Genomic DNA, 25,345 nt, shown 5'->3' with positions numbered 1-25,345 from the left:
GTCCCGGCACCCTCGCCACTAGGCGAACGTGTAGTCCTCGACCGGGAAGTTCTGTGCCTCCTTGATGGCGTTCAAGGTGGACGACGGCCTCAGCAGGGTCGCCTCCCCGTGCGGGTTGAAGTAATAGCTGTTCGCCGGGGCGCAGTTCCCGAGGGTGAAGATCGAGTCGCCGAGGCGTTCGGTCATCCGGTCGAGGAACGCGTCGTTGGCCTCCTGGGTGACCTCGAACTCGGTCGCGCCGCGCCGCCGCATCGTGCCGAAAAGCCGGTCCATATGGCGCATCTGCGTCTCGATGGTGGTGAAATAGGACAGTCCCGAGTAGGAATACGGGCTGTTGAGTGAAATGAAGTTGGGGAACTTGGGGATCGCGACCCCCTCGTACGCCTGGAACCGGTTCTCCCGCCACCACTTCCCGAGATCCCGGCCGCCGCGCCCGATGATCTCGACCGCCGGGAAGTTCGCCTCCCACAGGTCGAATCCGGTCGCCAGCACCAGGACGTCGATGTCCCGGCGCTTCCCGTCCGCGGTCTCGATCCCGGTCTCGTCGATCCTCGCGATGGACGTCGTCTCCAGATGCACGTGGTCCTTGGTGAAGGCCGGGTAGTACTCGTTGGAGAACGTCGGGCGCTTGCAGCCGAACGAATAGCGCGGCGTCAGGTCCGCGCGCAGTCCCGGATCCCGCACCTGACGGCGAAGGTGCGCCTGGCACCACAGCCTGCCCAGCCGGTTCGCCACCGGGAGCTGCTTGTAGTGCAGGACACCGGAGACCATCATCAGTTCCAGCAGCGCGGTCCCGGTCAGCCGGGCGATCCGCTGGGTGAACGGGACCGCGGCGAACGCGCGCCGGACCGCCTTGGGCACCGGGAAGTCCAGTTTCGGGCTCACCCAGATCGGGGTCCGCTGGTACACGGTGAGCTCCCGCGCGACCTTGGTGATCTCGGGGATCAGCTGGACCGCGGTCGCGCCGGTGCCGATCACCGCGACCCGTTTGCCCGCGAGGTCGTAGCCGTCGTCCCATGCGGTGGTGTGGATGACCTTGCCGCCGAAGGAATCGATCCCGGCGATGTCGGGCTTCTTCGGCTGGGAAAGGAATCCGGTCGCGGTAAGGAGGTACTTCGCGGTGACCGGCTCGTCTCCGGCCCGTGACACCGTCCAGTGCGCGTTCGCCTCGTCCCAGACCGCGCCGGTGACCACCGAGCCGAACCGCATGTAGCGCCGCAGCCGGTACTTGTCGGCGACGTGTTCGGCGTACCGCTTGAGTTCCGCGCCCGGCGCGAAGAGACGCGACCAGTGCGGGTTCGGCTCGAACGAGTACGAGTAGGTGGCCGACGGGATGTCGACGGCCAGCCCCGGATAGCGGTTCACATGCCAGGTGCCGCCGAGATCGGACTCGCGGTCCAGGATGAGCAGATTGTCGTAGCCGAGCCGGTTGAGCTGGATCGCCGCGCCCATCCCGCCGAAACCGGCCCCGACGACGACGGCGTCGTACTGCGTGGTCATGCGTTTTCCTCCCGGTGGGTGTCCTGGTGGAGGCGGGCGCGGTAGCCGTCCCGCTCCGGCGGATCGGCGCGCAGTGCCCGGTCGTCCCGCACCAGCCGCCGGAAGGCGTTGAGCGCCGGTTCGGGAGTCACGGCCGCGAGGGTGGCGAGCGCGCCGACGTAACCGGGCACGGCGATCTCCGCGGCGCGGGTGCGGACGGACGCCACGACGGCGTCGGCGATCCGGCCCGGTTTCACCTTCGGGATCGGCCGCATGTCGAGCCCGGAAGCGAGCGCGGTGTCGACCGCCGACGGCAGCACGGCGGAGACACTGATGCCGTGCGGCGCGTACTCCAGCCGGGTCGCCGCGGTCAGCCCGACGACGGCGAACTTGCTGGCGTTGTAGATCGCCAGTCCCTTGACGGGGAACTTCCCGGCCAGCGACGCGACGTTGACGATGTGTCCGCGACCGCGCTCCAGCATGCCGGGCAGGGCCAGCCGCATACCGTGGACGACGCCGAAGACGTTGACCTCCATGGTCGCCCGGTTCAGCGCGTCGGAAAGGTCGAGGAAACCGCCGTTGGGCATGATCCCGGCGTTGTTGACGAGGACCGCGAGCGGCCCGTTCGCCTCTTCGGCCTCGCCGACGAAAGCAGCGAAGGAGGCCTGGTCGGCGACGTCGAGGTGATGCGCTGTCCCGCCGATGTCGGCGGCGGTGCGCTTCGCGGCTTCGAGGTCGAGATCACCGATGGACACGCGGGCGCCGAGTGCGGCCATGCGTTCCGCGGTCGCCCTGCCGATGCCCTGCCCCGCGCCGGTGATCGCGACATGCGCGCCGTCGAGGTCGAGGTCCGGGTACTTGCTCATGCGCGTACTCCTTCTCGTTCGAAGGCGTCGGCGACCAGGCCGGGCGCCGTCCTCGACGCCGTGGCGAGCACGTGCTCCCGCCGGCGTCCGTCCATGAAGTTGGCGCCCATGGCGGCGAGATCGGCCGGTGCCGGCTCGATCCGGACCACCCGGACACCGGCCGCGCGCAGTTTCCGCGTCTCGTCGTCCACCCGCTTGGTCATCGCCGTCCGCAGCAGGCGTTCCAGCCGGGCCGGGCCGCGTGCCGGAGCGCCGCCTTCGCTGCTCATCGGCGCGATCAGCACGACCTCGCCGACGTCGTGGGTGAGCAGGAGATCGGCCGAGGTCGGCGAAACCGTGCCACCGTCGAGCAGCGGTTGTCCGTCCACAACGGACGGCGGGAACCAGCCGGGGATCGCCCAGGACGCGGCGATCGCCTCACCGAGCCGGGCGGGTGGCGCGTCCGGAGAGCCGAGCGCGACCCGCTCGCCCGACGGATCCGCGGCGATCAGCCAGGTCGCGGGATGCGGGACCCAGCCGCCGGGGGCCAGCGCGTCCCCGAGTTCACAGAGCCGGCCCGCGTCTCCCCTGCCACGGGGCAGAAGTCCGGCAAGACCGGCAAGCGTGTCGACGTCCCGACGAAGCGCGGCGCGGACCAGCCCTGTCGCGGGCCAGCGCGGGGACGGCACGGGCGGGAACCGGTCCGGCACGCGCCGGACATGCGCGGCGACCACGGCATCGCCGCCGGGCGCGCCGGACACCGCGTCGAGGATCGCCTTCGCCTGGATGCCCGCCCCGAGCATGGCGACCGCCTCGGCGCCCGCCGAGGTTCCGACCAGGACTTCCGCTTCACGGGGGTCCCAGCCTGCACGGGTGTGCAGTGCGTCGAGGACCGCGGCGGTCCAGGCGAAGCCCAGGGTCCCGCCGCAGCCGAGCACCAGCGCCCTCGCGGAATGACGTGTCATTTCCGGAACGGTATGTCATTTGAATGCGCGGGGCAATAAGCTGGCGGAATGACGACGGAGACCCCGGTCAGCAGGGCCGCACGGAAGAAGCAGGAACTACGGCGCGAGATCGTGGAGACCGCGTTCGACTGTTTCGCCGAACGTGGCTACCACGCGACCGGGATCGCCGACATCGCCGCGCGGCTGGGCATCGGGCACGGCACCTTCTACCGGTACTTCCAGAACAAGCGGGACATCGTCGACCACGTGATCACTGACCTGGTCGAGAAAGTGGTCGCCGCGCTGGCCGCGGACAACGCGCCGGACGCGGTCAACAGCCTGGCCGAATACCGCAGGCAGAGCGCCCGGATCGGCGACGCGCTCGCCCGGATCTTCGGCAGCGACCCCCGGATGGCCCGGTTCCTCCTGCTCGAAGCGGCGGGCATCGACGCCGAGATGCGGGAACGAGTACTGGACTTCTACGGGACCGCCGCCGAGCTGACCGCGGGCTATCTCCACCACGGTGTCCGCCTCGGGTATCTGCACGAGGATCTGGACGTGGACTCCACCGCCCGCGCGATCAACGGGATGATCCTCGCGTCGGTGCTCTCCGAACTGCGCGATCCGTCACCGGAACGGCAGGCGGCGATGAGCCGAGCCGTCCGTCGTGTCATGTACGACGGGATCGCGGCGTCCCGCTGAAGGAACCGGCCGGCCGGTCCGGGAAGCGACGCACCAGCGGGCGGGGTCCGGGCCGTGCTGGTGGACAGGGTCCATGAAACCGCTCGCCCCTCGCGCGGGTCTAGCGGCGAAAACGCACAGCGGAACCGACGAAAACGAACGTCAAGGTCTCCGCAGGGTTTGGCTGGGCGACTCGCCGAAGGCCGCGCGGTAGTGCGAGCTGAACCGGCTGCCGTCGAGGAAGCCCCATTTCGCCGCGACACGGGTCACCGTCGTGCCTTCACCGGCATCGCGGAGCTCCGCACGGGCCCGGTCCATCCGGACCTGGCGCAGATACGCCATGGGGGTGATGTCCAGATGCCGCCGGAACGCCAGCTGCAGGGCGCGCACCGAGACCCGGCAGGCGCGGGCGATGTCGGCGACACCGAGATCGAGATCCGGATTCGCCTCCATGAAGGCGATCCCGCGGCGCACGGTTTCCGGGACGGCGTCCCGGCGGTCACAGGGCCGGTCGTCGCCCGCACCCGCGGTGAAAGTGTTCAGCGCCATCGCGGCCACCAGCCGCCCCGCCGCGCCGAGCACCAGCGGGCCGTTCACCACGTCCGGCGAGGAGAACAGCCCGGTGACGTATTCGACCGTGCTGCGCCATCGCTGCGCCTTCTGCAGGCTCACCGGTTCGTAGCGCAACCGCTCGATCGCTCCGCCGTCCTGTGCCGGGTCGATCCCGGTGAACAGCGACAGATCCATACTGGTGATCTGCAGGCGCGCGCCCTGCATCCCGGTCCGGTACCCGGTGCCGGGGTGCGCGGCGACGAACACGTCGCCGGTGGCCAGTCTGCGGTCGCCGAGATCGTCCTCGACCTGCACCTCACCCCCCAGCACTCGCAGGAGCACCACTTTGCCCAGCGGCTGGATGACGACCTCGGTGGTCAGCGTGTTGTGCAGCAGGTCGAATTGCAAGTCCCCCACGTCGCAGCGGTTGTGCTCGAACCGGTAGTTCGAGACAGCGCCCCGTACCCGCAGCCGGTTGTCCTGATAGGCCGCGGCGATCAGGGCACGCGCCTGTTCCGGATCGGTGGTCACGAATTCCGTCACCAGCGGTTCGTGCATCGGACCACGCCTCCTTTCCGTTCACCGTAACGAAAAGTCCGCTCGACGGAACGCTACCGCCATGCGGCGGGCACTACCAGGACGGATCGGCGTCATCCGGCTGGTCGGAATGGCTCACCCGCGCGGTCGAGGATCGCCCTGGCTCGCAGTTCGACCGGCTTGTCCACCAGCTGACCGTCCGCGACGGCCACCGAGCCGTCGCCCACGAGTCCGGCCACGCTTTTCGCCCACTCGATTTCGCTTTCCGACGGGGCCAGCTCCCGGTCGGCGACGGGGACCTGGCGCGGGTGCACGCAGAGTTTTCCGGTGAAGCCCAAGGTCTTGGCGTGACCGAGGTCCGCGATGAGCGCCGCCTCGTCGTCGAGTGCCGTGGTCACGCCGTCGATCGGGGCCGCCCTGCCCGCGGCCGCCGCGGCGACGACGAGCGCGGATCGCGCGTACCGCAACGCCTCGTGCGATCGATGGTCGACACCGAGCTGCGCGGCCAGGTCGACACTGCCGAACGCGGGGCGCACCACCGCGTCCGCGCCGCAGACCGCCACCGCGTCGGCGATCCCGGCCGCCGTTTCCACCAGCGGAAGGATCGGCATACCGGGCAGCCGTCCGGCGAGGGCGTCGATCTCGGCGCGGTCTTCGGCCTTGGGCTGCATCACCGCGAGCGCGCGTCCGACGCCCGCGACATCCTCGTGGTACCAAGGGGTTCCGGCGGCGTTGATCCGGACGACCGCCTGATGGCCTTCCGCCAGCCAGGCCCGGACGTGCTCGCGCGCCGCCCCTTTCCGGTCGGGCGCGACGGCGTCTTCCAGGTCGAGGATCACGACGTCGGCACCGCAGGCGGCGGCTTTGGCGAACCTGTCCGGCCGGTGACCGGGCACGAACAGGAAAGTCTTCGCACTGACGAGAAGATCACTCATCGGCGCACCGTTCCGGTGGCTGTCCGCCGACCGTGGCGATCACGGACGGCGGTGACGGTCTCTTCTGCTCCGGCTTCGGCCTGGACGACCATGCCCTGATGGTCGAACAACGGCGAGACGAGACGGTAGTCGAAGGCCAGCCTCCCGCTGATTCCCTGCCGCCGCGCGGCCTCGGCCATCGCGAGTGCCTGCAACGGCCCGTGGGTGAGCAACCCCGGATAGCCCTCGACGTCCCGCGCGTAGTCGCGGTCGTAGTGGATGCGGTGCGCGTTGTAGGTCAGCGCCGAGAACCGGAACAGCAGCGTCGGCGAGATGTCGATCGCCCATTCCCCCTCGGCCACCGGCACCTCCGGTTGCCCGCCGTCCACCTCGGTCCGCCCGGACGCGGCATCGCGATAGACGAGGTCCAGCTCCTCGTCGACCACGACCCGGCCGTCCTGGACGATCTTGTGGCCGGTGACGACGAAGGTCAGCCGCCCGGTCCTGCCCTGTTTCTCCCGCACGGAAAGCACTTCCGTGTGCCGGGTGGCGGACAGCCCGCAGCGCAGCGGCCCGAGCGTCCGCACCCGGCCGCCCGCCCACATCCGGCGTCGTCCGGGCTCCGGCGGCGTGGGGATCGTGGCGCGGAACGGATGCCCGTCCGGCCCCAGGTCTGCCTGCGCCGGCCGGTCCAGCAGGTAGAACCAGTGCCACAGCAGGGGCAGGCCGTCGCGCTCCACGTCCGGCAGTTCGACGTCGAGCAGCGAGGCCAGCGCCTCCGCCGGGCCGGACTGCAGAATTTCCTTCACGCTCGGTCCTCCTCATCGGGGCCGAACTCGGCCCGGATCGACTCGTTGTGCGCCCCCAGCGCGGGAACCGGTCCCATCACCGGTTCCCGGCCGTCCACCTCGACCGGCGGCAGCAACGCCTCCAGCGCGCCTGCCGGGGTTTCCACCGCGCGCCAGCGATTCCGCGCGGCGAGCTGCGGATGCCGGGTGAACTGCTCGGGCGTCCGCAGCCGGGCGTTGGCGATCCCGGCACGCTCCAGCAGGTCTTCGACCTCGTCGGCGGCCAGGCAGGCGAAGGTCTCTTCCAGGATCGCGGTGAGTTCGTCGTCGTTGCCGACGCGGTCGTCGTTGGTCCGGAAGCGCGGATCCTCGACGAGTCCGGGGCGCCCCAGCACGTCCCGGCAGAGCACGACCCATTCCCGTTCGCTCTGCACGCTCAGGAAGACCTTGTCGTCACCGGTGCGGTACGGCCCGTACGGCGAGATCGACGGATGTGCCGCGGCCGTGCGCCGCGGTGGCTCCTTGCCGTAGCGGGAGAAATAGGCGGGCTGGCTCATCCACTCACCGAGCGCGTCGATCATCGCGACGTGCAGGCTCGCGCCCTTGCCGGTGCGCTCGCGGTCGTACAGCGCGGTGAGGATGCCGGTGTAGGCGTACATCCCGGTGGCGATGTCGGCGATCGAGATCCCCGCCTTGGCCGGGGTCTCCGGCGTGCCGGTGGACATCACGAGCCCGGTTTCGCACTGAACCAGCAGGTCGTAGGCCTTCTTCGTCCGATATGGGCCTTCGGGGCCGTAGCCCGAGATCGAACAGTGGATCAGCTCCGGACGTTCCGCGCGCAGCGTCGCGGCGTCGAGGCCGAGCCGTTCCACGGCGCCGGGCACGAGGTTCTGCACGAAGACGTCCGCCCGGCCGATCATCGCGTCGAGCAGAGCCCGGTCGGCCGGATCCTTGATGTCGAGTTCGACGCTTTCCTTGCCCCGGTTGAGCCAGACGAAGTAACTCGACTGCCCGTGCACGGTCCGGTCGTAGTCGCGCGCGAAGTCGCCGGCGCCGCGGCGTTCGATCTTGATGACCCGCGCGCCGAGGTCGGCGAGCTGCCGCGACGCGAACGGCGCGGCGACGGCCTGTTCCAGCGCGACGACGGTGATTCCCTCGAGTGGTGGGCGCATACTGCCTTCCTCGCTGTTCAGGACGGGATGCGGTGCCGTTCGACCAGCTGGCGCGCGATCACGCCGCGCTGGATCTCGTTGGTGCCCTCACCGACGATCATCAGCGGCGCGTCACGGAAGTACCGTTCGACGTCGAACTCGGTCGAGTAGCCATAGCCGCCGTGGATCCGGACGGCGTCGAGCGCGATCTCCATCGCGGCCTCGGAGGCGAACAACTTCGCCATCCCCGCCTCCAGATCCGCGCGCTCACCCGAGTCGTGACGCCGCGCCGCGTGGTGCACCAGCTGACGCGCGGCCTCGAGCTTGGTCGCCATATCCGCAAGATAGTTGCCGATCGACTGGTGCTGCCAGATCGGTTTGCCGAAACTCTCCCGTTCCTGGGCGTAACGCAGGGAATCCTCCAGCGCCGCGCGGCCGACGCCGAGCGCCCGGCAAGCGACCTGGATCCGGCCGATCTCCAGGCCCCGCATCATCTGGGTGAAGCCGCGTCCCTCCTCACCGCCGAGCAGCGCCGTGGCCGGGGCACGGAAACCGTCGAAGGACAGCTCGCAGCTCTCGACGCCCTTGTAACCGAGCTTGGGCAGATCCCGCGAGACCTGGAAACCGGGTCCCTTCTCCACCAGCAGGACGGAGATCCCCTTGTGCGCGGGTTCGGCGGCGGGGTCGGTCTTGCACAGCAACGCGACCAGCTGGGACCGGCGCGCGTTGGTGATCCACGTTTTGCTGCCGTCGACGACGTACTCGTCGCCCTCGCGCCGCGCCGTGGTGCGCAGCGCCTGCAGGTCCGAGCCGCCACCGGGCTCGGTGAGCGCCATCGTCGCGCGGATCTCACCTGTCGCCATCTTCGGCAGGTAGGTGTCCTTCTGCTCCTGCGTGCCATACATGGCAAGGAGTTTCGCGACGACGGTGTGGCCGCCCATCGCGCCGGCAAGGCTCATCCAGCCGCGCGAGAGCTCCTCCGTCACCAAGGCGTAGCACTGGGCGGAGACCTGCGTCTCGCCCCAGGGCTCGGGCACGGCCAGGCCGAAGACACCCATCGCCTTCATCTGGTCGATGAGTTTTTCGGGATAGGTGTTCGTGTGGTCGAGCTCCTGGGCGACGGGCCGGACCTCGCGATCCACGAATTCGGCCACGAGCGCGACGATCGCAGTCTCTTCCTCGGTCATACGGCTATCATGAGCGATGATGACAGGTTAAGTGAAATACCTAATGGTGATAGCCGCATACCGGACCGCGATGTGAAGGGGCGACGGTGGACTTCAAGCAGCTCAAGGCGTTGGTGACGGTCGCCGAGGTCGGCAGTGTGACCCGCGCGGCCGAACTGCTGCACCTCGTCCAGCCCGCCGTCACCCGGCAGATCCGCACCCTGGAGCAGGAACTGGGGGTGCCGCTGTTCGAGCGGACGCGGCACGGGATGCGCCCGACCGAGGCGGGCGCGACGCTGGTCGAACGCGCCCGGCGAGCGCTCACCGAACTCGACCGGGCCCGTGCCGAACTGACCCCGGCACCCGGCGTGGTCACCGGAATCGTCACGGTCGGCCTGCTGGAAAGCGCCGCCGAACGGCTCGCCGCGCCACTGACGGCGGCCGTTCTGCGCGACCATCCCGGCATCGAGCTGCGGCTGCTCACCGCGTACTCGGGGCATCTTCAACGGTGGATCGACGACGGTGACGTCGATCTGAGTCTGCTCTACAACCTGACCAGCACCCCGTCGCTCAATGTCCGCCCGCTGGTGCGCGAACGGCTGTGGGCGGTCGCTCCCCCGTCGGCCGGGCTGGAGCCCGCGAGGGCGGTCCCGTTCACCGAGGTGGCGGCGCATCCGCTGGTCATGCCCTCCGAGGGGCATGCGCTGCGCACTCTCATCGACGGCGCGGCCCGCGAGGCGGGCGTCGAGCCGGTGGTCACCGTGCAGACCAACTCGATGACGCTGCAGAAACGCCTCGTGCTCGGCGGGCACGGCTGGACGATCCTGCCCGGCATCGGCATCGCCGCGGACGTCGCCGACGGCACCCTGAGTGCCGCGCCGGTCAGCGCACCGGAGGTCTGGCGCACCGTCGTCCTCGGCATGCCCCGGACAGGCCGCGTCACCCCCGCCGTCGACGCCGTCGCGCGGGCCCTGGTCCAGCAGATCCACCGGACCGTGCACGAGGGCGAATGGCCTTCGGCGCGGCTCTGGGACGACCGAACAGGAGAAGGATGACCACGCTCCCCCGCACCGGCCACGCCGTCGCCGCCGACGGCACCCGGCTGGCCTACCAGTGGCACGGCACGGGCAGGCCGCTCGTGCTGCTGGCCGGGCAGGCGAACGACCACACCTGGTGGGACCGCACGCGCGGGGACTTCCCGAGCACGATCACCATGGACTACCGCGGCACCGGAGCCAGCGACGCACCCGACTCCGTCTATTCCACAACGGGTTTCGCGGACGACGTGCTCGCCGTCCTCGACGAACTCGGAGTCACCGAAGCCGATGTCTACGGCACCTCGATGGGCGGCCGCGTCGCGCAGTGGGTCGCCGCGCGCGCTCCCGGCCGGGTGCGACGGCTCGTCCTCGGCTGCACTTCGCCAGGCGGCAAGCACGGTGTCGAGCGGTCGAACGACGTGCGGCTGGCGCTGGCCCGCCGGTCCTCTGTGGAGGCTCGGGAAACGCTGGAGGATCTGATGTACACGCCCGCCTGGCGGGCCGCCAACCCAGGGCCGTACCGGGTGCTGGGGGCGCACGGCATGCCGCCGCACGCGGTGCGCGGGCACCTCGTCGCGAGCAACAGCCACGACGCCTGGGACGTGCTCCCGGAGATCACCGCACCCACTCTCGTTCTCCACGGCGACGACGATCTGCTCGCGCCACCGGCGAACGCGCCCCTGCTGACCGGACGAATTCCCGGCGCGCGCATGCATCTCTTCGCCGGGGCACGGCACGCCTACTTCGACGAGTGCCGTCCCGAAGCGAGCGATCTGGTCGGCGACTTCCTGGGATAGACCATGCCGACCGGGTATGTGCCCATCGCGGATTTCTATTTCTCAACCGCAGGGATCACAGCTCATGATGGTCGGCATTCCCGGAGCGAAGGAGCTTCCCTTGCCGCACAAGAACCCCGGTGTCGTGGCGAACGTGGTCCGCGGCTGCCTCGGCAACCTGGTCGAGTGGTACGACTGGTTCGTCTACGCCTCGTTCAGTATTTATTTCGCGGCGAGTTTCTTCCCCGAGGGAAACCTGACGGCCCAGCTGCTGTCCACGGCCGTCGTGTTCGCGGTCGGCTTCCTGATGCGCCCGCTCGGCGGCTGGCTCCTTGGCCTCTACGCGGACAAGTTCGGCCGCCGGTCGGCGCTGACCCTGTCCGTGACGCTGATGAGCTTCGGTTCGCTGACCATCGCCCTCACGCCCGGCTACGCGTCGATCGGCATCCTCGCACCCGTGATCCTCGTGGTCGCCAGGCTCGCTCAAGGCCTCTCGGTCGGCGGCGAGTTCGGTTCGAGCGCGACCTACCTGTCCGAGATCGCCACTCCGGGGCGACGCGGGTTCTACTCGAGTTTTCAGTACGTCTCGATCACCGTCGGCCAGCTCGCGGCCCTGCTGGTGATGATCGTGATGCAGTCGCTGCTGACCGAGGCGCAGATGTATGCCTGGGGTTGGCGGATCCCGTTCGTGCTCGGCGCTATCGCCGGACTCGTGGTGAGGTACCTCCGGCGCAGCATGATGGAATCGGAGCACTTCCAACGCTCTTTGGCCGACAGCTCGCCCTCCCGCGGTGGTCTGCGGGTCCTGCTGCGTTCGCATCGCCGCCAGGTCTTCGCCGTCCTCGGCCTCGCCATCGGCGGGACGGTGGCTTTCTACACCTTCACCAGCTACCTGCAGAAGTACATGGTGAACACGGCGGGAATCCCCAAGCCCACCGCTTCGCTCATCGGTTTCGCCGCCCTGTTCCTGTTCATCTTCATGCAACCGGTCGCCGGCGCCCTCTCCGACCGCTGGGGCCGCCGCCCGGTCATGTTCGGCTTCTCCGTCGGCGGCATGCTCCTGACCGTGCCGATCATGACGCTCGTCGGCAAGACCGGGAACCCGTGGATCGCCTTCCTGCTCATGATCACGGCGCTGGTGTTCCTCAGCGGCTACACGGCTTTGTCGGCGATCATCAAGGCGGAAATGTTCCCCACCAACGTCCGCGCCCTCGGCGTCGGCCTTCCGCACGCACTGGCGACCGCTATCTTCGGTGGGCTCTCGGAACCGATCGCCTTGGCGCTGAAGCAGGCCGGGCACGAGAGCGTGTTCTTCTGGTGGGTCACCGGCTGTATCGCGCTGACTTTCGTGGCTACGTTGGTGGTGCGGGAACCTTCGCGGGGATCGGCTTTGGAGGTTACGGCTTTGCCTGCTCGGGACTCTGTCGCGGGGTGAGGTTTTGGTGGGGCGGGTTGTGGTCGGTTTTCGGCAACGGCCGCTTTCGTGGGATGGTGGCGTGCCGCGGCGGGCGGGTGGGGCGTGGCCGTTTTTCGGCAACGACTGTTTGGCCGGGGCACTCAGGGTGCAGGTCGCATCATCGGGTTGGCGCGCTGCGGGTGTGACAGAGGTCGGTTGCGGAGGGGGCGTGTGGTCGGTTTTCCGCGACGGCCGCCAACCAAAGTGACGAGTCGTGGCCGGTTTTCGGCGACGGGGTTCTGCCAGGGCAACGTAACGGGTCCCGTGTGGAGGCGGCTCGTACGCTCGGCATCGTCGTCGTTTTCCGGCGACGGGCTCAGAACGGTGGTGGTTCGTCGGCGGTGGGCGCCGGTGGCCGGGGTTCGTGCAGTGGTGGTGGTGAGCTGTCGTAGGTCTGCCCTGTCGGGGTGGTGACAGTGAGCGTGCCATCAGGAGCGAGCGTGTAGATCCAGCCGGGTTCGTCCTTGAGCCGGTGATCGCGGCGGCACAGGTCGACCAGATCGTCAGCGCTGGTATGGCCACCGAACTGCCACGGCACGGAATGGTCGAGGTCGCAGGCCTGCGCGACCCGGTGACAGCCGGGTCTTCGGCACTCACGATCCCGCACCCGCACGAACTCACCCAACCCGGCAGTGGGCCGGTACCGCTCCCGCCCCAAGTCCAGTACCTGCCCGGACAACGGGTCGGTGATGATCCGCCGCAGCACCGCGTCCGGACCCGAAGCGATCTCCCGCGCCAGCGACGCCGGGATATGGCCATGCCCGGCCAGATCCGCGGGATCCTCGTTCAACCCGAGATAAGTATTCAAGTCCATATACAGAAACACCTCCGACCGTTCACCGGGCCCACCCTGCCCACCGAGCAGGAGATCGAGAGCGACATCGGCACGCAACTGGTCCAGCGTCCGGGTCTCACCACCCGCCCGCAGCGCCCGCGCCTCCCGGTCGATCCGCGTGTAAGCCGCGGCCACCCTCTCCACCGGGCCGTCCTCGACCTCGATCGACGCGACCCCGGCCTCGCCGTGGCGCACCCGGAGACGACGGCCCGCACGATTGTGCTCGGTACGCCGCTCCGCCCCTTCCCGATCCACGATCCCTGCCACGTGACTCGCCGCTTTCCGGATCTGCTCGGTGTTCTTGCCCTCCAGCCGATCCTCCAGCAGAGCGTCGGCAGCGCGGGCGTCGTCGTCGGACAGCCATCCGGTCGCGGCGGCGACCTTCGCCGCACCCGCACCACTCACCAGCCCCCGGTCCATCAACCCCAACGTGCGAGGCAGCCGGGTCGTCAACGCCTCCGCCGTCGACACCAGCGCCCCCGCGTGACCGTCCACAACAGACAATTCGAAAGCCACCTCCTGCACCACGCTGGAAGCTCCGTCACGATGACGGCTCAACTGTGCGATCGCCCGGAACCGGACCGCCTCCAACCGCGCGATATCCGCCGACGCCTCCTTCGCGACAGCGACGCATTCCACGTCGGTCAGAGCAGAACAATCCTTGTATGAAGCCGAAAAGGCCGAGTAGTCTTCCACGAGAAGAACCGTACAACCGCCCACCGACAATTCCGGGCCACAACGCACATCGCCGTATTTCGGCAACATACCGCGGAAGCAGGGACTCTCAGCAAAGGCAGTCCGGCGGTGAGCAAGCATCCAGCAACAAGGTCGCCGATTTCCGGCAACGATCAGTCCACTTCGAGCAGACCCGCCACACCGTTCTCCAGCCGCCGCGCGAATTCCTCCGAACGGGGAAGCATGGTCTTCTCGTAGACCGCGACCGCCTCGCCGAGACTGGCGGAACCGGCCAGCGCGAGAGCGAGTTCGCAGGCATCGAGCATGGCCAGGTTGACGCCGACGCCGAGCGGAGGCATCAGATGGGCGGCATCGCCGAGCAAGGTCACCGACGGCGTGTGCTCCCACGCGTGCGGGACCGGCAGGACATACAGCGGCCGATCCACATACGGTCCGTCGTTCTCCGTGATCATCCGCAACATCGATGGCGACCATCCGGAAAAGGCGTCAAGCAGATGAGCGCGGATCTGCGAGGTGCCACGGGAACCGACCCAATCCGCGGGGAGGCGCTGGATGATGTAGACCCGGATGTGGTCGCCGCTGTTGCGCTGGGCGAAGAGGCAGCGGTCGCCGTCGGCCGCCGTCGCGCCGCCTTGGCCGACGAGCGCGGCGAGTTCGGGATGCGCGTTCTCGACGTCGTCGAACCAGGCCTCCAGGAAGGTGAACCCGGAGTACTCGGGCACCGCAGCCGACACCGCCGGGCGGACCCGTGACCACGCGCCGTCGGCACCGATGACCAGATCCGTTTCGACGGTCGTCCCGTCGGCGAACCGCAGACGCCCCGGAAGGTCGACCCTCTCCAAAACAGAACCCCACCGCACGGTGCCCGGCTCCAGCGAGTCGAGCAGCAGGCCACGCAGCTGGCCTCGGTCGATCTCCGGTTTGAACAGCTCCCCTTCGGCCGGGACGTGGTGTTCCAGGAGCCGCCCGTTCGCATCCAGCTTGCGCATCTCCTGCCCTTCCGGGCGGGCGAGCGCGTAGAACTCGTCGAGCAGACCGGCTTCGCGCAGCGCGAACTGTCCGTCGTTCGCGTGCAGGTCGAGGTTGCCGCCCTGGTTACGGGCAAGCGGATGCGGGTCGCGGTCGTAGACCGTCACGGGGATGCCGTGCTTCTGCAGGATGCGGGCGCAGGTCAGGCCGCCGGGGCCCGCTCCGATGATGCTGATCGTCATGAACCCAGAAAAGCAGAACGACTTAAAAAGTGCAATGAGTCAACTTAGTGACCGTGACAACTCATGAGGTAGAGTGCAGCGTATGGAGACACCGGGACGGCGCGAACGCAAGAAGGCGGCCACCCGCCAGGCCTTGGCGGACGCCGCCCTGAAGCTGTTCCTGGAGCGGGGCTACGACCAGGTGAGCATCCGCGACATCGCCGACGCGGCGGACGTGTCGACCACGACGCTGTTCAAGCACTTCACCGGCAAGGAAGCGTTGGTCTTCGACGAGGCTCAGGACCGCGAAGCGAACCTGATCGCCGCCGTGCGAGAGCGCGAAGCAGGGCAGAGCGTCGTCGAGGCCCTACGCGAGTACGTGCTCGCCACTTGGCTCCCGCTCACGGCCCATCCCCAGTACCCCGAGTTCACCGCGCTGGTGAGCGGCACCCCCGCGCTGCAGGAGTACGGCGAACGCATGTGGACCCGGCACGCCGCGGCCCTCGGCGCCGCCATCGCCGAAGACGCCGGCGCGGACCACGACGACGTGGCCTCCCGCGCACTCGCGCGGTTCGTCTTGGACATCCCGGCGCTCACCCGCGGCACATCGGACCCGAGGAAGGCCGTCGAGGAGATCTTCGACCTCCTCACGCACGGCTGGCGCTAGTCCTCTTCGGACGGACGAGAGCCGCGCAGCGACCCCGGATGCGCCTTGGCGGAGGGATCGTTGCGGGTCTTGAGCAGACTCGCCACCGTCACCACGACGAGGATGCCGATGATCACCGCGAGGCTGACCGGCGTCGAGATCTCCGGGACGTTCTCGTTTATGTCCACATGGGCCCAGTGCAGGATCAGCTTGATCCCGATGAACCCGAGGATCACCGCGAGCCCGGCCGACAGATACACCAGCCGGTCCAGCAGGCCCTTCACGAGGAAGTACAGCGCGCGCAGGCCCAGCAGGGCGAAGGCGTTGGCGGCGAAGACCAGGTACGGCTCGTCGGTGACACCGAAGACGGCGGGGATCGAGTCCAGCGCGAACAGCAGGTCGATCCCGCCGATCGCGAGCAGCACCACCACCAGCGGCGTGCCCACCCGCTTGCCTTCGAGCCGGGTGAACAGCTTCCCGCCGTCGTAATCCTGCGACAGCGGCAGCAGGCGGCGCGCGGTCCGCACCACCACGTTGTTCTCGACGTCCGGATCCTCGTCCCGGTGCCGGAACAGCTGGATCCCGGTGTAGATCAGCAGCAGCCCGAACAACAGGAACATGAAGGAGAACAACGAAAGCAGCGTGGCACCGAGCGCGATGAAGATCGCGCGCATGATCAGCGCGACGACGATGCCGAACGTGAGCACCTTGTGCTGATGTTCCTCTGGCACCGCGAAGGTGCTCATGATGATCACGAAGACGAAGAGGTTGTCGACCGACAGGCTCTTCTCCACGATGTAACCCGCGAAGTACTGCTGCCCGAAGTCGCCGCCGTGCGCGAGCGTCAGCCAGACGCCGAACGCCACCGCGACCAGGATGTAGCCGATCGACCAGGCCACCGCCTCGCCGAAGCCGACCTTGTGCGGCCGCACGGCCGCGAGAATGAGATCCAGTGCCAGGAGCCCGAGTATCAACCCGATCGTCAGGGTCCAGGTGAGGCCATCGATCTGGAGCATCCGCACCCTGTCTTTCCTCCGACGGCAGGTGCCAAGATCCTAAGTGCGACTCCCCCGGTCCGCATTCGCATCACCCGGCGCCGCGTCCAGCAGGGCCGCGAGCACGGCCTTGATCAGCGGGTGATCCGCGCTCCCCCGGCGGACAGCGGCGAACACGCGGCGCAGCGGCGGCTCACCCCGCAAGGGGATGGCGACCGAACCGGGGACCGCGGTGAAAGCGTTGCGCGGCACCAAGGCCACGCCCTCACCCGCGGCGACCAGGGTGGTGATCGCGCGGAAATCGTCGGAGACATGCCGGATCTCCGGGTTGGCGCACGCGATCATCAGCACGTCGCGGCAGGGATTCCCTGGCTTGGGGGCGATCCAGTCGTCGTCGGCGAGTTCGTCGATGTCCACTTCGGACGCTTCCGCGAGCCGGTGCGCGGTGGGCAGCACGACGTCGAACGGCTCCACGTACAACGGGAACCGGGTGAGCCTGCTTTCATCCGTCCGTGGCGAGAGCCGGTACTCCTCGGTGATCGCCAGATCGACCTCGCCGTCGAGCAGCAGCGGGATGCTCGCGTGCCCCTCGACGTCCTGCACCTGAATGGAGACCCCTGGCGAACCGGCGCGCAGCGAGGCGATGGCCGGTGCGACGACCATGGTGATCGCGGAGGCGAAACTCGCCAGCCGCACCATCCCCTGGACACCGGAGTCGAGCGCGGCCAGCGTGGCGTGCGCCCGTTCCAGTTCGGCGGCGACGGCGTTGGCGTGTACCACCATCAGCTCGCCGGCGGAGGTCAGCGAAACCCGCCTGCCCCACCGGCGGAGCAGCTGCTGGCCGCACTCGGCTTCGAGGGCGGCCAGCTGCTGGGAGACCGCGGACGGCGTCAGGTGCAGCGCCTGTCCCGCCGCCGTCACGGTGCCGTGGTCGGCGAGGGCGCGCAGCACGCGCAGCCGTCGCGGATCGATCATTCCTCCATCATGGACCTTGCTGTCACGAACGCGTCGACGGCCCGGTTCACGTCCTCGGTCGAATGCGCCGCCGACATCTGCGTCCGGATCCGGGCCTTACCGTGCGGAACCACCGGGTACGAGAAGCCGACCACGTAGATGCCCTGGTCGAGCAGCAGATCCGCCATCCTGCCCGCCTTGGCGGCGTCGCCGATCATCACCGGGATGATGGGGTGCTCGCCGGGGAGCAGGTCGAAGCCCGCTTCGGTCATCCGGCGGCGGAACAGCTCGGTGTTCGCCCGCAGCTTGGTCAGCAGCTCACCCGAGGAGCCCAGGAGTTCCAGCGTGGCGAGCGCGGCGGCGGTGATCGACGGCGCCAGCGAGTTCGAGAACAGGTACGGCCGCGAACGCTGGCGCAGCATCTCGACGATCTCCGCGCGGCCCGAGGTGTAGCCGCCGCTCGCCCCGCCGAGCGCTTTGCCGAGGGTGCCGGTCAGCACGTCGACCTTGTCCTGGACGCCGAACAGCTCCGGCGTGCCACGGCCGGTCGGGCCGGTGAAGCCGACGGCGTGCGAGTCATCGACCATGACCAGCGCGTCGTAGCGCTCGGCCAGCGCGCAGATCTCGTCGAGCGGCGCGAGGTAGCCGTCCATCGAGAACACGCCGTCGGTGGCGATCATCCGGTACCGCGCACCGGAGGCCTCCTTCAGCCTGGCTTCCAGGTCCGCGACGTCGCGGTTGCGGTAGCGCATCCGCTTCGCCTTGCACAGCCGGACGCCGTCGATGATCGACGCGTGGTTGAGCTCGTCGGAGATGATGACGTCCTGGTCGGTCAGCAACGTCTCGAAGAGCCCGGCGTTGGCGTCGAAACACGAGCTGTAGAGGATCGTGTCCTCGGTGCCGAGGAACTCCGAGAGCTTCGCCTCGAGTTCCTTGTGCGGCTGCTGGGTCCCGCAGATGAACCGCACCGAGGCCATGCCGAAGCCCCAGCGGTCCAGTGCCTCTTGCGCGGCCTTGACCAGCACGGGGTGGTCGGCGAGACCGAGGTAGTTGTTGGCGCAGAAGTTGAGGACGTCGCCGTCGGCGACACTGACCGAAGCCCGTTGCGGTCCCTGGATCACCCGTTCGCCCTTGTACAACCCGGCTTCCCGGATCTCGGCGAGCCCGGCCTTGAGGTCGTCGCGCATCGCGCCGTACATCAGTTCTCCGTCCAATCCAGGATGACCTTGCCGCAGCGGCCTTCCCTGGCCGTCGCGAACGCCTTTTCGTACTCGGTGTAGCCGAACCGGTGGGTGATCACCGGCGAGATGTCGAGCCCGGCCTGCAACAGCACGGACATCGAGTACCACGTCTCGAACATCTCACGCCCGTAGATCCCCTTGAGCTGGATCATCTTCAGCACCACGGACGCGATGTCGACCGACACGTCGGACGCGGGCAGGCCGAGCAGTGCGATACGGCCGCCGTGGGACATGTTCGAGATCATGTCCCGCAGCGCCTCGGGGCGTCCGCTCATCTCCATGCCGACGTCGAAACCCTCGGCCATGCCGAGCCGTTCCTGCGCCTCGGCGATGGTCGACGAGGAGACGTCCAGCGCGAGATCGACGCCGACCTTGCGGGCCAGTTCCAGGCGGTGCTCGCTGACGTCGGTGACGACGACGTTGCGCGCGCCCGCGTGGCGCGCGATGGCGGCGGCCATGATGCCGATCGGGCCGGCGCCGGTGACCAGCACGTCCTCCCCGATGACGGGGAAGGACAGCGCGGTGTGCACGGCGTTGCCCAGCGGGTCGAAGATCGCGGCGATGTCCAGGTCGACCTTGGTGCGGTGCACCCAGGCGTTCATCTCGGGCAGCACGGCGTACTGCGCGAACGCGCCGTCGGTGTGCACGCCGAGGCCCTTGGTCCTGGCGCACAGATGACGCCGTCCGGCCTTGCAGTTGCGGCAGCTTCCGCAGACGAGGTGCCCCTCGCCGCTCACCAGGTCGCCCACCTTGACCGTCGTCACCGACCGGCCGATCTCGACCACCTCGCCGACGAACTCGTGGCCGATGACCAGCGGCGCGGCGATGGTGCGCGCCGCCCAGTCGTCCCAGGAGTCGATGTGCAGATCGGTGCCGCAGATACCGGCGCGCAGCACGCGGACCGCGACGTCGCCGGGGCCGACGGCGGGGTCCGGAACGTCGGTGAGTTCCAGACCTGGTGCTCGGTCGGCTTTGACCAATGCCTTCATGGCGCGAAGTCTGGCCTGGCGGCGCTGTTCAGTCCATCGCGAGTTTCTGAAATCCCTCGTTAGCGTATCTTCACAAGGGCGGGTACCAGCGCTTCGCCACCTTCGGATGCGAACGAAGCCACCCGATCAGGGCGTTCTCCCCGTAGGAAGCGAGCAACGGGTTGTCCTCGTCCTGGCTGACCCCGCGGGCGGCCGCCGCCAGTTCGGCGGGCAGCTCCAGCGGTTCGACGACGGCGTCGAGCCGTGGCGCGAGGAAGAACGGCACCGAGTAGCGGTCCACTCCGGCGGGCGGGCTGAGCACCCGGTGCCGGGTCGCCCGCAGGTAGCCCTGGGTCGCGATCTCCAGCATCTCGCCGATGTTGACCACGAAACCGCCGGGGATCGGGGTGGCGTCGATCCACCCGCCGTCGTCGTCCAGCACCTGCAGACCACCGATCTCGTCCTGCTGCAGCAAGGCGAGATAGCCGTAGTCCTTGTGCGAGCCGACGCCCTGTTCCTCGTCGGCGGCCTGCCTCGGCGGATAGTGGACGATCTTCAGGTGGGTAGCGGCTTCCTCGTCGAACCAAGCGTCGAAGTAGCCCTCGTCCTGCCCCAGGCTCGCCGCGAGGGCCCGGAGCACCTCCCGGCTCACCCGTAACGCCTCCGCTTGCCACGCCAGCGTGATCTCGCGCAGCTCCGGTACCGCGTCAGGCCACTGGTTCGGGCCGATCAGCCGTACCCAGGCCGGATCGCCGGGCGCGGGTTCGACCGCTTCGCGTTCCGGGCCGACGTCGATCTGTTCACGCCAGTCGCGGGAACCGCCGGTGTATTCGTTGCCGGTCCGGGTGTAGCCCCGGAACTGCGGCGACCCGACGTTCTCGATCGTGAGCTTGTCCGACTCGGGCAACGCGAAGAAACGGCGTGCCACCGAAAAGATCTCTTCGCTCAGCTCCGGAGGCACCCCATGCCCGACGATGTAGAAGAACCCGACCTCGCGAGCCGCCCGGCGGAGGTCGGCGAGGAATTCCTCACGATCACCGGGGTCGCGGAAGCGTGAGAGATCGAGTACGGGCAAGGTCGTCATGAGAGCTTCCTTCCGGGACACGGACCAGCACGAAGTCCGGCCGGGGCACGAGTTCGAAACCGATCGACTGGTACAGGCGGATGGCCGAGGTGTTCGACGCCGCCGCGTGCATCATCGGTGTCTCGCCGCGGGCCCGGATCCCCGCCGCGACCGCGCGGATGAGCCTGGTCGCCAGCCCCTGACCGCGATACGCGGGGTCGGTGCAGACGGCGCTGATCTCGGTCCAGCCGGGCGGGTGCAGCCGCTCCCCCGCCATCGCGATCAGGGCGCCGTCTCGCCGGATTCCCAGATAGGTCCCCAATTCGACGGTCCGTTTCCGGAACGGCCCCGGTTTGGTCCGCTCGACGAGGTCCAGCATCTCCGGGACGTCGTCCGGTCCCAGCCGGATGGCTTCGGGATCTTCGGCGGCTTCGAGCGCGACGTCGACCAGCCGTACCCCGCCGATCCTGTCGACGACCTCCCACTCCGGCGGGACGGGCAGCGAGTTGTGCACGGTGACCGTCGCGCCCGGACCCGCCAGCGCGGCGACGTCGGCCCAGACCCCGTCGTCCGGTTCGGGTGGCAGGGCGAGGAAGGGCGCGACGTCGACCTGGTAGCGCAGGACCTGGCCGGAACGTTCGGCGAAACGTGTGTGCTGCCCGGTCAGCGAAGCCCAGACCGGATCGTCGAGAGGGATGACCATGACGGCTGCGACATCGGCGGGCGGGCTTTCATTCCCGCTCCCACATCCTGAACAAGCGTGCGCGACACCGGTCCGGCCGTTAACTCTCGAAAGATCTGGACGAGAGGCGGTATGCGATGACTTCCCGGACTGACGGCAGCCCGGTGCGCCTCGCGGTCGAACTCGACGGCGACGGCGCACATCCCGCGGCGGGACTCGGTGACGAGCGCCCGGTCGCCGAACGACTGAGCCCGCACACGCTGGTCGATCTCGTCCTCGCGGCCGAGATCGCGGGGTTCACGCTGGTCACCTTCGACGATTCGCCGCTGCCGCCGCCGAGCGGTCTCCGGCTGGAAGCGCTCGGCCGGGCCGCGTACGTCGCCACGCGGACGAACCGGATCGGCCTCGGCGCGACCGCGCACGTGACCACCACCGAGCCGTTCCATGTCGCGACCCAGCTGGCGAGCCTCGACCACGCGTCGCACGGCCGGGCCGCCTGGCTGGTCGGCGCGGCCGACGACGCGGACTCCCTCGCCACCGTCGGCGTCGGTCCGCTGGATCCGGCGGGGCTGAGCCGGGAGGTCACCGACGTCGTCGACGTGGTGCGGCGGCTCTGGGACTCGTGGGAGGACGACGCCGTCATCAAGGACGTCGAGTCCGGCCGCTACCTGGATCCCGACAAGGTCCACCACGTCGACTTCGAGGGCACGGCGTTCTCGGTCAAGGGCCCGCTGATCACGCCGAGGCCGCCGCAGGGCCTGCCGGTCGTGATCGCCCCGGAACACCTGGTGGACGAGGCTCGGCCCGACGTCGTCCTGGTCGGCGGCAGCGGACTCGACGACCTGCGCCGCCGGGTCCATCGGGCGCGGGAATCCGGTACGCCCCGCGTCTTCGCCGAAGTCGAGGTCCTGCTGAACACGAAGGAGACGGCCGAAAAGCGGCTGCGGCGCCTCGACTCGTCGATCCGCTGGGAGCACACCGAACGCCTGCGGTACACCGGTTCCACCGACGGTCTCGCCGATCTGCTCGCGTGGCTGGGCACGGTCGTCGACGGTGTCCGGCTGCATCCGGCGGAGCTGGCGGCCGATCTGCCGCCGCTACTCGAAACCGTGCTCCCGAAACTCCGCACCCAAGGGGTGCTGAGCGTGCCCGAGCCGGGCACGACCCTGCGCGCGGCACTCGGCCTGCCCCGCCCCGTCAACCGTTTCGCCGCTTCGAGGGGATGATCGTGAGCGAACACGCGCAGCTGCACCTCGGTGTCTTCTACGTCGGTGTCGGCGCCCAATACCTGTGGGACGACCCGTCGAACGGGGCGCACACCGAGATCGAAACCTACGTCTCGGTGGCCCGGACGCTGGAACGCGGCCTGTTCGACGCGTTCTTCCTCGGCGACGGCCAGCGCGTCCGCGAGAACCGGGGACGGATCCTCGCCCTCGACGTCGCCGGGCGGCCGGACGCGATCACGCAGCTTTCGGCGCTCGCCGCCGCCACCACGCACATCGGCCTGGTCGCCACCCAGAACACCACCTACAACTTCCCCGCCGACCTCGCCCGCCGTCTGTCCACACTGGACTTCCTGTCCGGCGGGCGAGCAGGCTGGAACATCGTCACCACCGACAACGCCTGGACGGGCGCCAACTTCCGCCGGGGAGGCTGGCTCGACCACGAACGCCGCTACGACCGGGCGGACCAGTTCGTCGAGGCCGCCTCCGCGTTGTGGGCGGGCGATCGTGCCGTGATCGAGCGGCGGACCGACCTCGTCGGCCTGCGTGCCGCGGCGACGGTCCCCCGCAGCCCGCAGGGGCGGCCGGTGCTGTTCCAGGCCGGTGATTCCCCTGGCGGACGCGAACTCGCGGCGAAGCACGCCGACGTCGTCTTCTCGGCGAACACCGCGTACGACAAGGCGCTCGCCTACGCCACCGATCTCCGGGCGCGGCTGGCCAGGCACGGGCGTCCCGCCGACGCCGTCCGGATCCTGCCCGGCGCCACCGTGGTCCTCGGCGACACCCCGGCCGACGCGGCCGAACGCAGCGAGGACATCCGGCGGCGGCAGCTCAACCCGCAGCGCGCCATCTCGTTCCTGGAGCAGTACTGGGGCCGGGACCTTTCCGGGTACGACCCGCACGGCCCGCTGCCGGACGTCGAGCCGACCGAGGAGGAACTGGATCCCTCACGCGGGACCCTCTCCGTCGAGCATCGCACCGGCAAACTCGACCGCATCCGGCAGTGGCGCGAGCTCGCCGAAAGCAAGAACCTCTCGATCCACCAACTGGTCCTGGAGGTCCAGCCGCGCGAGCACTCCTTCGTCGGCACGCCGGGGCGGATCGCCGACGAATGGGCCCGCTACGTCCGGGACCGCGCCGTCGACGGGTTCAACATCAGCCCGCATCTGGTCCCCGCGGCGCTCGACGACATCGTCGACAAGCTGGTGCCGGAACTCCAGGACCGAGGGGTCTATCGCACCGCGTACGAAGGCACGACGCTGCGCGAGCACCTGAAGCTGCCGAAGGCCGGCCTACGCCGATGAAACCGTGAGGTCCGCGCCGGGGTTCGGCCCGAACCAGTCGAGGCAGACGACCATCGCGTCGTCGGCGGCGGGCCCGCCGCCGCGGTGCTCGCCCAATTCGGCGAGCACCGCCCTCGGCACGTGGGCCGCGGGCAGATCGGCGGTCGCGACGATGGCCTCGGAGAGTTCACGGTCGCCGTAGAGCTCACCGTGCGGGCCGGCCGAGTTGTAGACGCCGTCGCTCACGAACACGAAGCGGTCACCGGGCGCCGCCTGCAGGCGTTCGACGGTGTACGAGGTGTCCTCGAAGGTGCCGAGCGGCAATTGCTCGTCGAAGGTGACCCGCTCGGTCTCCCCGTCGCGGAACCGCCACAGGCGGGGCGATCCGGCGTCGACGGCGTCGATCGCGCCGGTGGCGAGGTCGAACTCCAGCAGGAGAGCCGCGACATGCTCCTGGCCACGATGCTGGGCGTAAAGGGCCTGGTCGGCGAGTTCGGCCTGGGCGTCGAGCGGGATACCTGCCCGCCGGGCGTTGCGGAGCGCGTTGACGGCGAGGTTGGTCAGCAGTGCCGCGCTCGCGCCGTCCCCCATGCCGTTGACCAGCGTGACCGACAGCTTGTGCGCCGAGGCCGACCAGTCGAAGCAGTCGCCGTAGATGGCGTACGCGGGTTCGAGCTGCCCGCCAAGGGCGAATTCGGGGCGGGCGCAGGCGCGGCCGGGGAGCAGCTGCCATTGCATCTCGGCGGCGAGCGTGAGCCGGGACGACCGGCGTGCCTGCACGTAGAGGTCGGTGTCGCGGTCGGCGACGAAGACCTCGTGCGCGAGCGCCTCGGCGAACCGGCCGAGTTCCGCCCACACCGGCGGCTCCTGGTCTTCGGGGAGGGTGACGACGAGGACGCCGAGCCGGTCTCCGCGCACGGACACCGGGAGGTGGGCGCGGATGCCGTCCTCGACGGTCTCGAACGTCGCGCCCTGCGTGGTGAAGGCCTCGCCCGCTGTCGTGTCCGCCACCGGCACCGGGTCGGTGGTGTAGGGCAGCACGGTCACCCGGCGCAGTTCGGCGAGACTGTAGTCGGCCATCAGCAGGTCGACGGCGACGGCGTCGAAATGCTCCTTGAGCGCCGAGCGCAATCCGTCGAGCAGCTGATGCGGCTGAACGCCTCTCAGAATCCGCTCGACCGCCAAGGATCTGTCCACCTCATCGCCTCCCGCACCACGCCGTGCGGGCCGGCCGATGGGCGTA

Annotated in this window: 24 protein-coding genes; 7 read left to right on the top strand and 17 right to left on the bottom strand. The window is 69.2% G+C overall.

Going from position 1 to position 25,345, the window contains the following annotated elements; all coding sequences use genetic code 11:
- Nucleotides 1–18: 18 nt before the first annotated feature.
- The 3 genes from AMYAL_RS0127985 to AMYAL_RS0127975 are packed head-to-tail and all read right to left on the bottom strand — an operon-like array spanning nt 19 to nt 3,289.
- Nucleotides 19–1,500: a flavin-containing monooxygenase gene (locus tag AMYAL_RS0127985; protein WP_020634583.1), complete on the bottom strand. Its 1,482-nt coding sequence runs from the start codon at nt 1,498–1,500 to the stop codon at nt 19–21.
- Complete coding sequence (locus AMYAL_RS0127980; protein ID WP_020634582.1) at nt 1,497–2,345, bottom strand: SDR family oxidoreductase; 849 nt, start codon at nt 2,343–2,345, stop codon at nt 1,497–1,499. The genes AMYAL_RS0127985 and AMYAL_RS0127980 overlap by 4 nt, the downstream gene beginning before the upstream one ends.
- Nucleotides 2,342–3,289 carry a patatin-like phospholipase family protein gene (locus AMYAL_RS0127975; protein ID WP_026467512.1) on the bottom strand — a complete coding sequence of 316 codons (948 nt, stop codon included), beginning with the start codon at nt 3,287–3,289 and terminating at the stop codon, nt 2,342–2,344. The genes AMYAL_RS0127980 and AMYAL_RS0127975 overlap by 4 nt, the downstream gene beginning before the upstream one ends.
- A 48-nt stretch (nt 3,290–3,337) precedes the next feature.
- Here AMYAL_RS0127975 and AMYAL_RS0127970 point away from each other — a divergent pair, with 48 nt between their 5' ends.
- The gene (locus AMYAL_RS0127970) at nt 3,338–3,970 is read left to right on the top strand and encodes a TetR/AcrR family transcriptional regulator (protein ID WP_020634580.1); all 633 of its coding nucleotides are present in this window, start codon (nt 3,338–3,340) and stop codon (nt 3,968–3,970) included.
- A 141-nt stretch (nt 3,971–4,111) separates the two neighbouring features.
- On the opposite strand, the gene AMYAL_RS0127965 is transcribed toward AMYAL_RS0127970, so the two are convergent.
- The 5 genes from AMYAL_RS0127965 to AMYAL_RS0127945 all read right to left on the bottom strand — a co-directional run bounded on the left by AMYAL_RS0127965 (nt 4,112) and on the right by AMYAL_RS0127945 (nt 9,078).
- Nucleotides 4,112–5,059, bottom strand: coding sequence for a helix-turn-helix transcriptional regulator (locus tag AMYAL_RS0127965; RefSeq protein WP_020634579.1), 948 nt, complete (start codon nt 5,057–5,059; stop codon nt 4,112–4,114).
- Nucleotides 5,060–5,151: 92 nt separating this feature from the next.
- The gene (locus AMYAL_RS0127960; RefSeq protein ID WP_020634578.1) at nt 5,152–5,973 is read right to left on the bottom strand and encodes an HpcH/HpaI aldolase/citrate lyase family protein; all 822 of its coding nucleotides are present in this window, start codon (nt 5,971–5,973) and stop codon (nt 5,152–5,154) included.
- A complete protein-coding gene (locus AMYAL_RS0127955) occupies nt 5,970–6,761 on the bottom strand; it encodes an HTD2 family dehydratase (RefSeq protein ID WP_020634577.1) in 792 nt (263 codons plus the stop codon). The genes AMYAL_RS0127960 and AMYAL_RS0127955 overlap by 4 nt, the downstream gene beginning before the upstream one ends.
- Complete coding sequence (locus AMYAL_RS0127950; protein ID WP_020634576.1) at nt 6,758–7,912, bottom strand: CaiB/BaiF CoA transferase family protein; 1,155 nt, start codon at nt 7,910–7,912, stop codon at nt 6,758–6,760. The genes AMYAL_RS0127955 and AMYAL_RS0127950 overlap by 4 nt, the downstream gene beginning before the upstream one ends.
- A 17-nt stretch (nt 7,913–7,929) precedes the next feature.
- Entirely contained in the window at nt 7,930–9,078 is a 1,149-nt protein-coding gene (locus AMYAL_RS0127945; RefSeq protein ID WP_020634575.1) for an acyl-CoA dehydrogenase family protein, read from the bottom strand.
- An 86-nt stretch (nt 9,079–9,164) separates the two neighbouring features.
- Here AMYAL_RS0127945 and AMYAL_RS0127940 point away from each other — a divergent pair, with 86 nt between their 5' ends.
- From AMYAL_RS0127940 to AMYAL_RS0127930, 3 genes are all read left to right on the top strand, one after another.
- Nucleotides 9,165–10,112, top strand: a complete 948-nt coding sequence (locus AMYAL_RS0127940) for a LysR family transcriptional regulator (RefSeq protein ID WP_020634574.1) — start codon at nt 9,165–9,167, stop codon at nt 10,110–10,112.
- Nucleotides 10,109–10,891, top strand: a complete 783-nt coding sequence (locus AMYAL_RS0127935; protein WP_020634573.1) for an alpha/beta fold hydrolase — start codon at nt 10,109–10,111, stop codon at nt 10,889–10,891. Before AMYAL_RS0127940 ends, AMYAL_RS0127935 begins: the two co-directional genes overlap by 4 nt.
- Nucleotides 10,892–10,955: 64 nt before the next feature.
- Entirely contained in the window at nt 10,956–12,305 is a 1,350-nt protein-coding gene (locus AMYAL_RS0127930; protein WP_020634572.1) for an MFS transporter, read from the top strand.
- A gap of 337 nt (nt 12,306–12,642) precedes the next feature.
- Here the strand turns inward: AMYAL_RS0127930 and AMYAL_RS0127925 are convergent, their stop codons facing one another.
- Both AMYAL_RS0127925 and AMYAL_RS0127920 read right to left on the bottom strand, forming a co-directional pair.
- Complete coding sequence (locus tag AMYAL_RS0127925) at nt 12,643–13,857, bottom strand: HNH endonuclease signature motif containing protein (RefSeq protein WP_020634571.1); 1,215 nt, start codon at nt 13,855–13,857, stop codon at nt 12,643–12,645.
- 152 nt (nt 13,858–14,009) lie between these two features.
- Complete coding sequence (locus AMYAL_RS0127920) at nt 14,010–15,068, bottom strand: FAD-dependent oxidoreductase (RefSeq protein WP_020634570.1); 1,059 nt, start codon at nt 15,066–15,068, stop codon at nt 14,010–14,012.
- 82 nt (nt 15,069–15,150) lie between these two features.
- Here AMYAL_RS0127920 and AMYAL_RS0127915 point away from each other — a divergent pair, with 82 nt between their 5' ends.
- The gene (locus AMYAL_RS0127915; protein ID WP_020634569.1) at nt 15,151–15,714 is read left to right on the top strand and encodes a TetR/AcrR family transcriptional regulator; all 564 of its coding nucleotides are present in this window, start codon (nt 15,151–15,153) and stop codon (nt 15,712–15,714) included.
- Here AMYAL_RS0127915 and AMYAL_RS0127910 read toward each other — a convergent pair.
- From AMYAL_RS0127910 to AMYAL_RS46255, 6 genes are all read right to left on the bottom strand, one after another.
- Complete coding sequence (locus tag AMYAL_RS0127910) at nt 15,711–16,709, bottom strand: TerC/Alx family metal homeostasis membrane protein (protein WP_020634568.1); 999 nt, start codon at nt 16,707–16,709, stop codon at nt 15,711–15,713. The genes AMYAL_RS0127915 and AMYAL_RS0127910 overlap by 4 nt on opposite strands.
- Nucleotides 16,710–16,748: 39 nt before the next feature.
- On the bottom strand, nt 16,749–17,663 hold the full coding sequence (locus AMYAL_RS0127905) for a LysR family transcriptional regulator (protein ID WP_020634567.1): 915 nt from the start codon (nt 17,661–17,663) through the stop codon (nt 16,749–16,751).
- Nucleotides 17,660–18,841: a glycine C-acetyltransferase gene (locus AMYAL_RS0127900; RefSeq protein ID WP_020634566.1), complete on the bottom strand. Its 1,182-nt coding sequence runs from the start codon at nt 18,839–18,841 to the stop codon at nt 17,660–17,662. The genes AMYAL_RS0127905 and AMYAL_RS0127900 overlap by 4 nt, the downstream gene beginning before the upstream one ends.
- Entirely contained in the window at nt 18,841–19,872 is a 1,032-nt protein-coding gene (gene tdh, locus AMYAL_RS0127895) for an L-threonine 3-dehydrogenase (protein WP_020634565.1), read from the bottom strand. Before tdh ends, AMYAL_RS0127900 begins: the two co-directional genes overlap by 1 nt.
- A gap of 70 nt (nt 19,873–19,942) precedes the next feature.
- Nucleotides 19,943–20,935 carry an isopenicillin N synthase family dioxygenase gene (locus AMYAL_RS0127890; RefSeq protein ID WP_020634564.1) on the bottom strand — a complete coding sequence of 331 codons (993 nt, stop codon included), beginning with the start codon at nt 20,933–20,935 and terminating at the stop codon, nt 19,943–19,945.
- Entirely contained in the window at nt 20,886–21,617 is a 732-nt protein-coding gene (locus AMYAL_RS46255) for a GNAT family N-acetyltransferase (protein ID WP_020634563.1), read from the bottom strand. Before AMYAL_RS46255 ends, AMYAL_RS0127890 begins: the two co-directional genes overlap by 50 nt.
- A gap of 116 nt (nt 21,618–21,733) precedes the next feature.
- Between AMYAL_RS46255 and AMYAL_RS0127880 the strand changes: the two genes are divergently transcribed.
- Entirely contained in the window at nt 21,734–22,822 is a 1,089-nt protein-coding gene (locus tag AMYAL_RS0127880) for an LLM class flavin-dependent oxidoreductase (RefSeq protein ID WP_020634562.1), read from the top strand.
- Nucleotides 22,819–24,123 carry an LLM class flavin-dependent oxidoreductase gene (locus AMYAL_RS0127875; protein WP_020634561.1) on the top strand — a complete coding sequence of 435 codons (1,305 nt, stop codon included), beginning with the start codon at nt 22,819–22,821 and terminating at the stop codon, nt 24,121–24,123. The genes AMYAL_RS0127880 and AMYAL_RS0127875 overlap by 4 nt, the downstream gene beginning before the upstream one ends.
- Here the strand turns inward: AMYAL_RS0127875 and AMYAL_RS0127870 are convergent.
- A complete protein-coding gene (locus AMYAL_RS0127870; protein ID WP_020634560.1) occupies nt 24,112–25,299 on the bottom strand; it encodes a PP2C family protein-serine/threonine phosphatase in 1,188 nt (395 codons plus the stop codon). The two genes, AMYAL_RS0127875 and AMYAL_RS0127870, sit on opposite strands and share 12 nt — an antisense overlap.
- Nucleotides 25,300–25,345: the final 46 nt, after the last annotated feature.

Origin of the sequence: Amycolatopsis alba DSM 44262 (genome assembly GCF_000384215.1) — a bacterium.
Lineage (GTDB): Bacteria > Actinomycetota > Actinomycetes > Mycobacteriales > Pseudonocardiaceae > Amycolatopsis > Amycolatopsis alba.
This window is presented reverse-complemented; position numbering and strand designations above follow the sequence as displayed.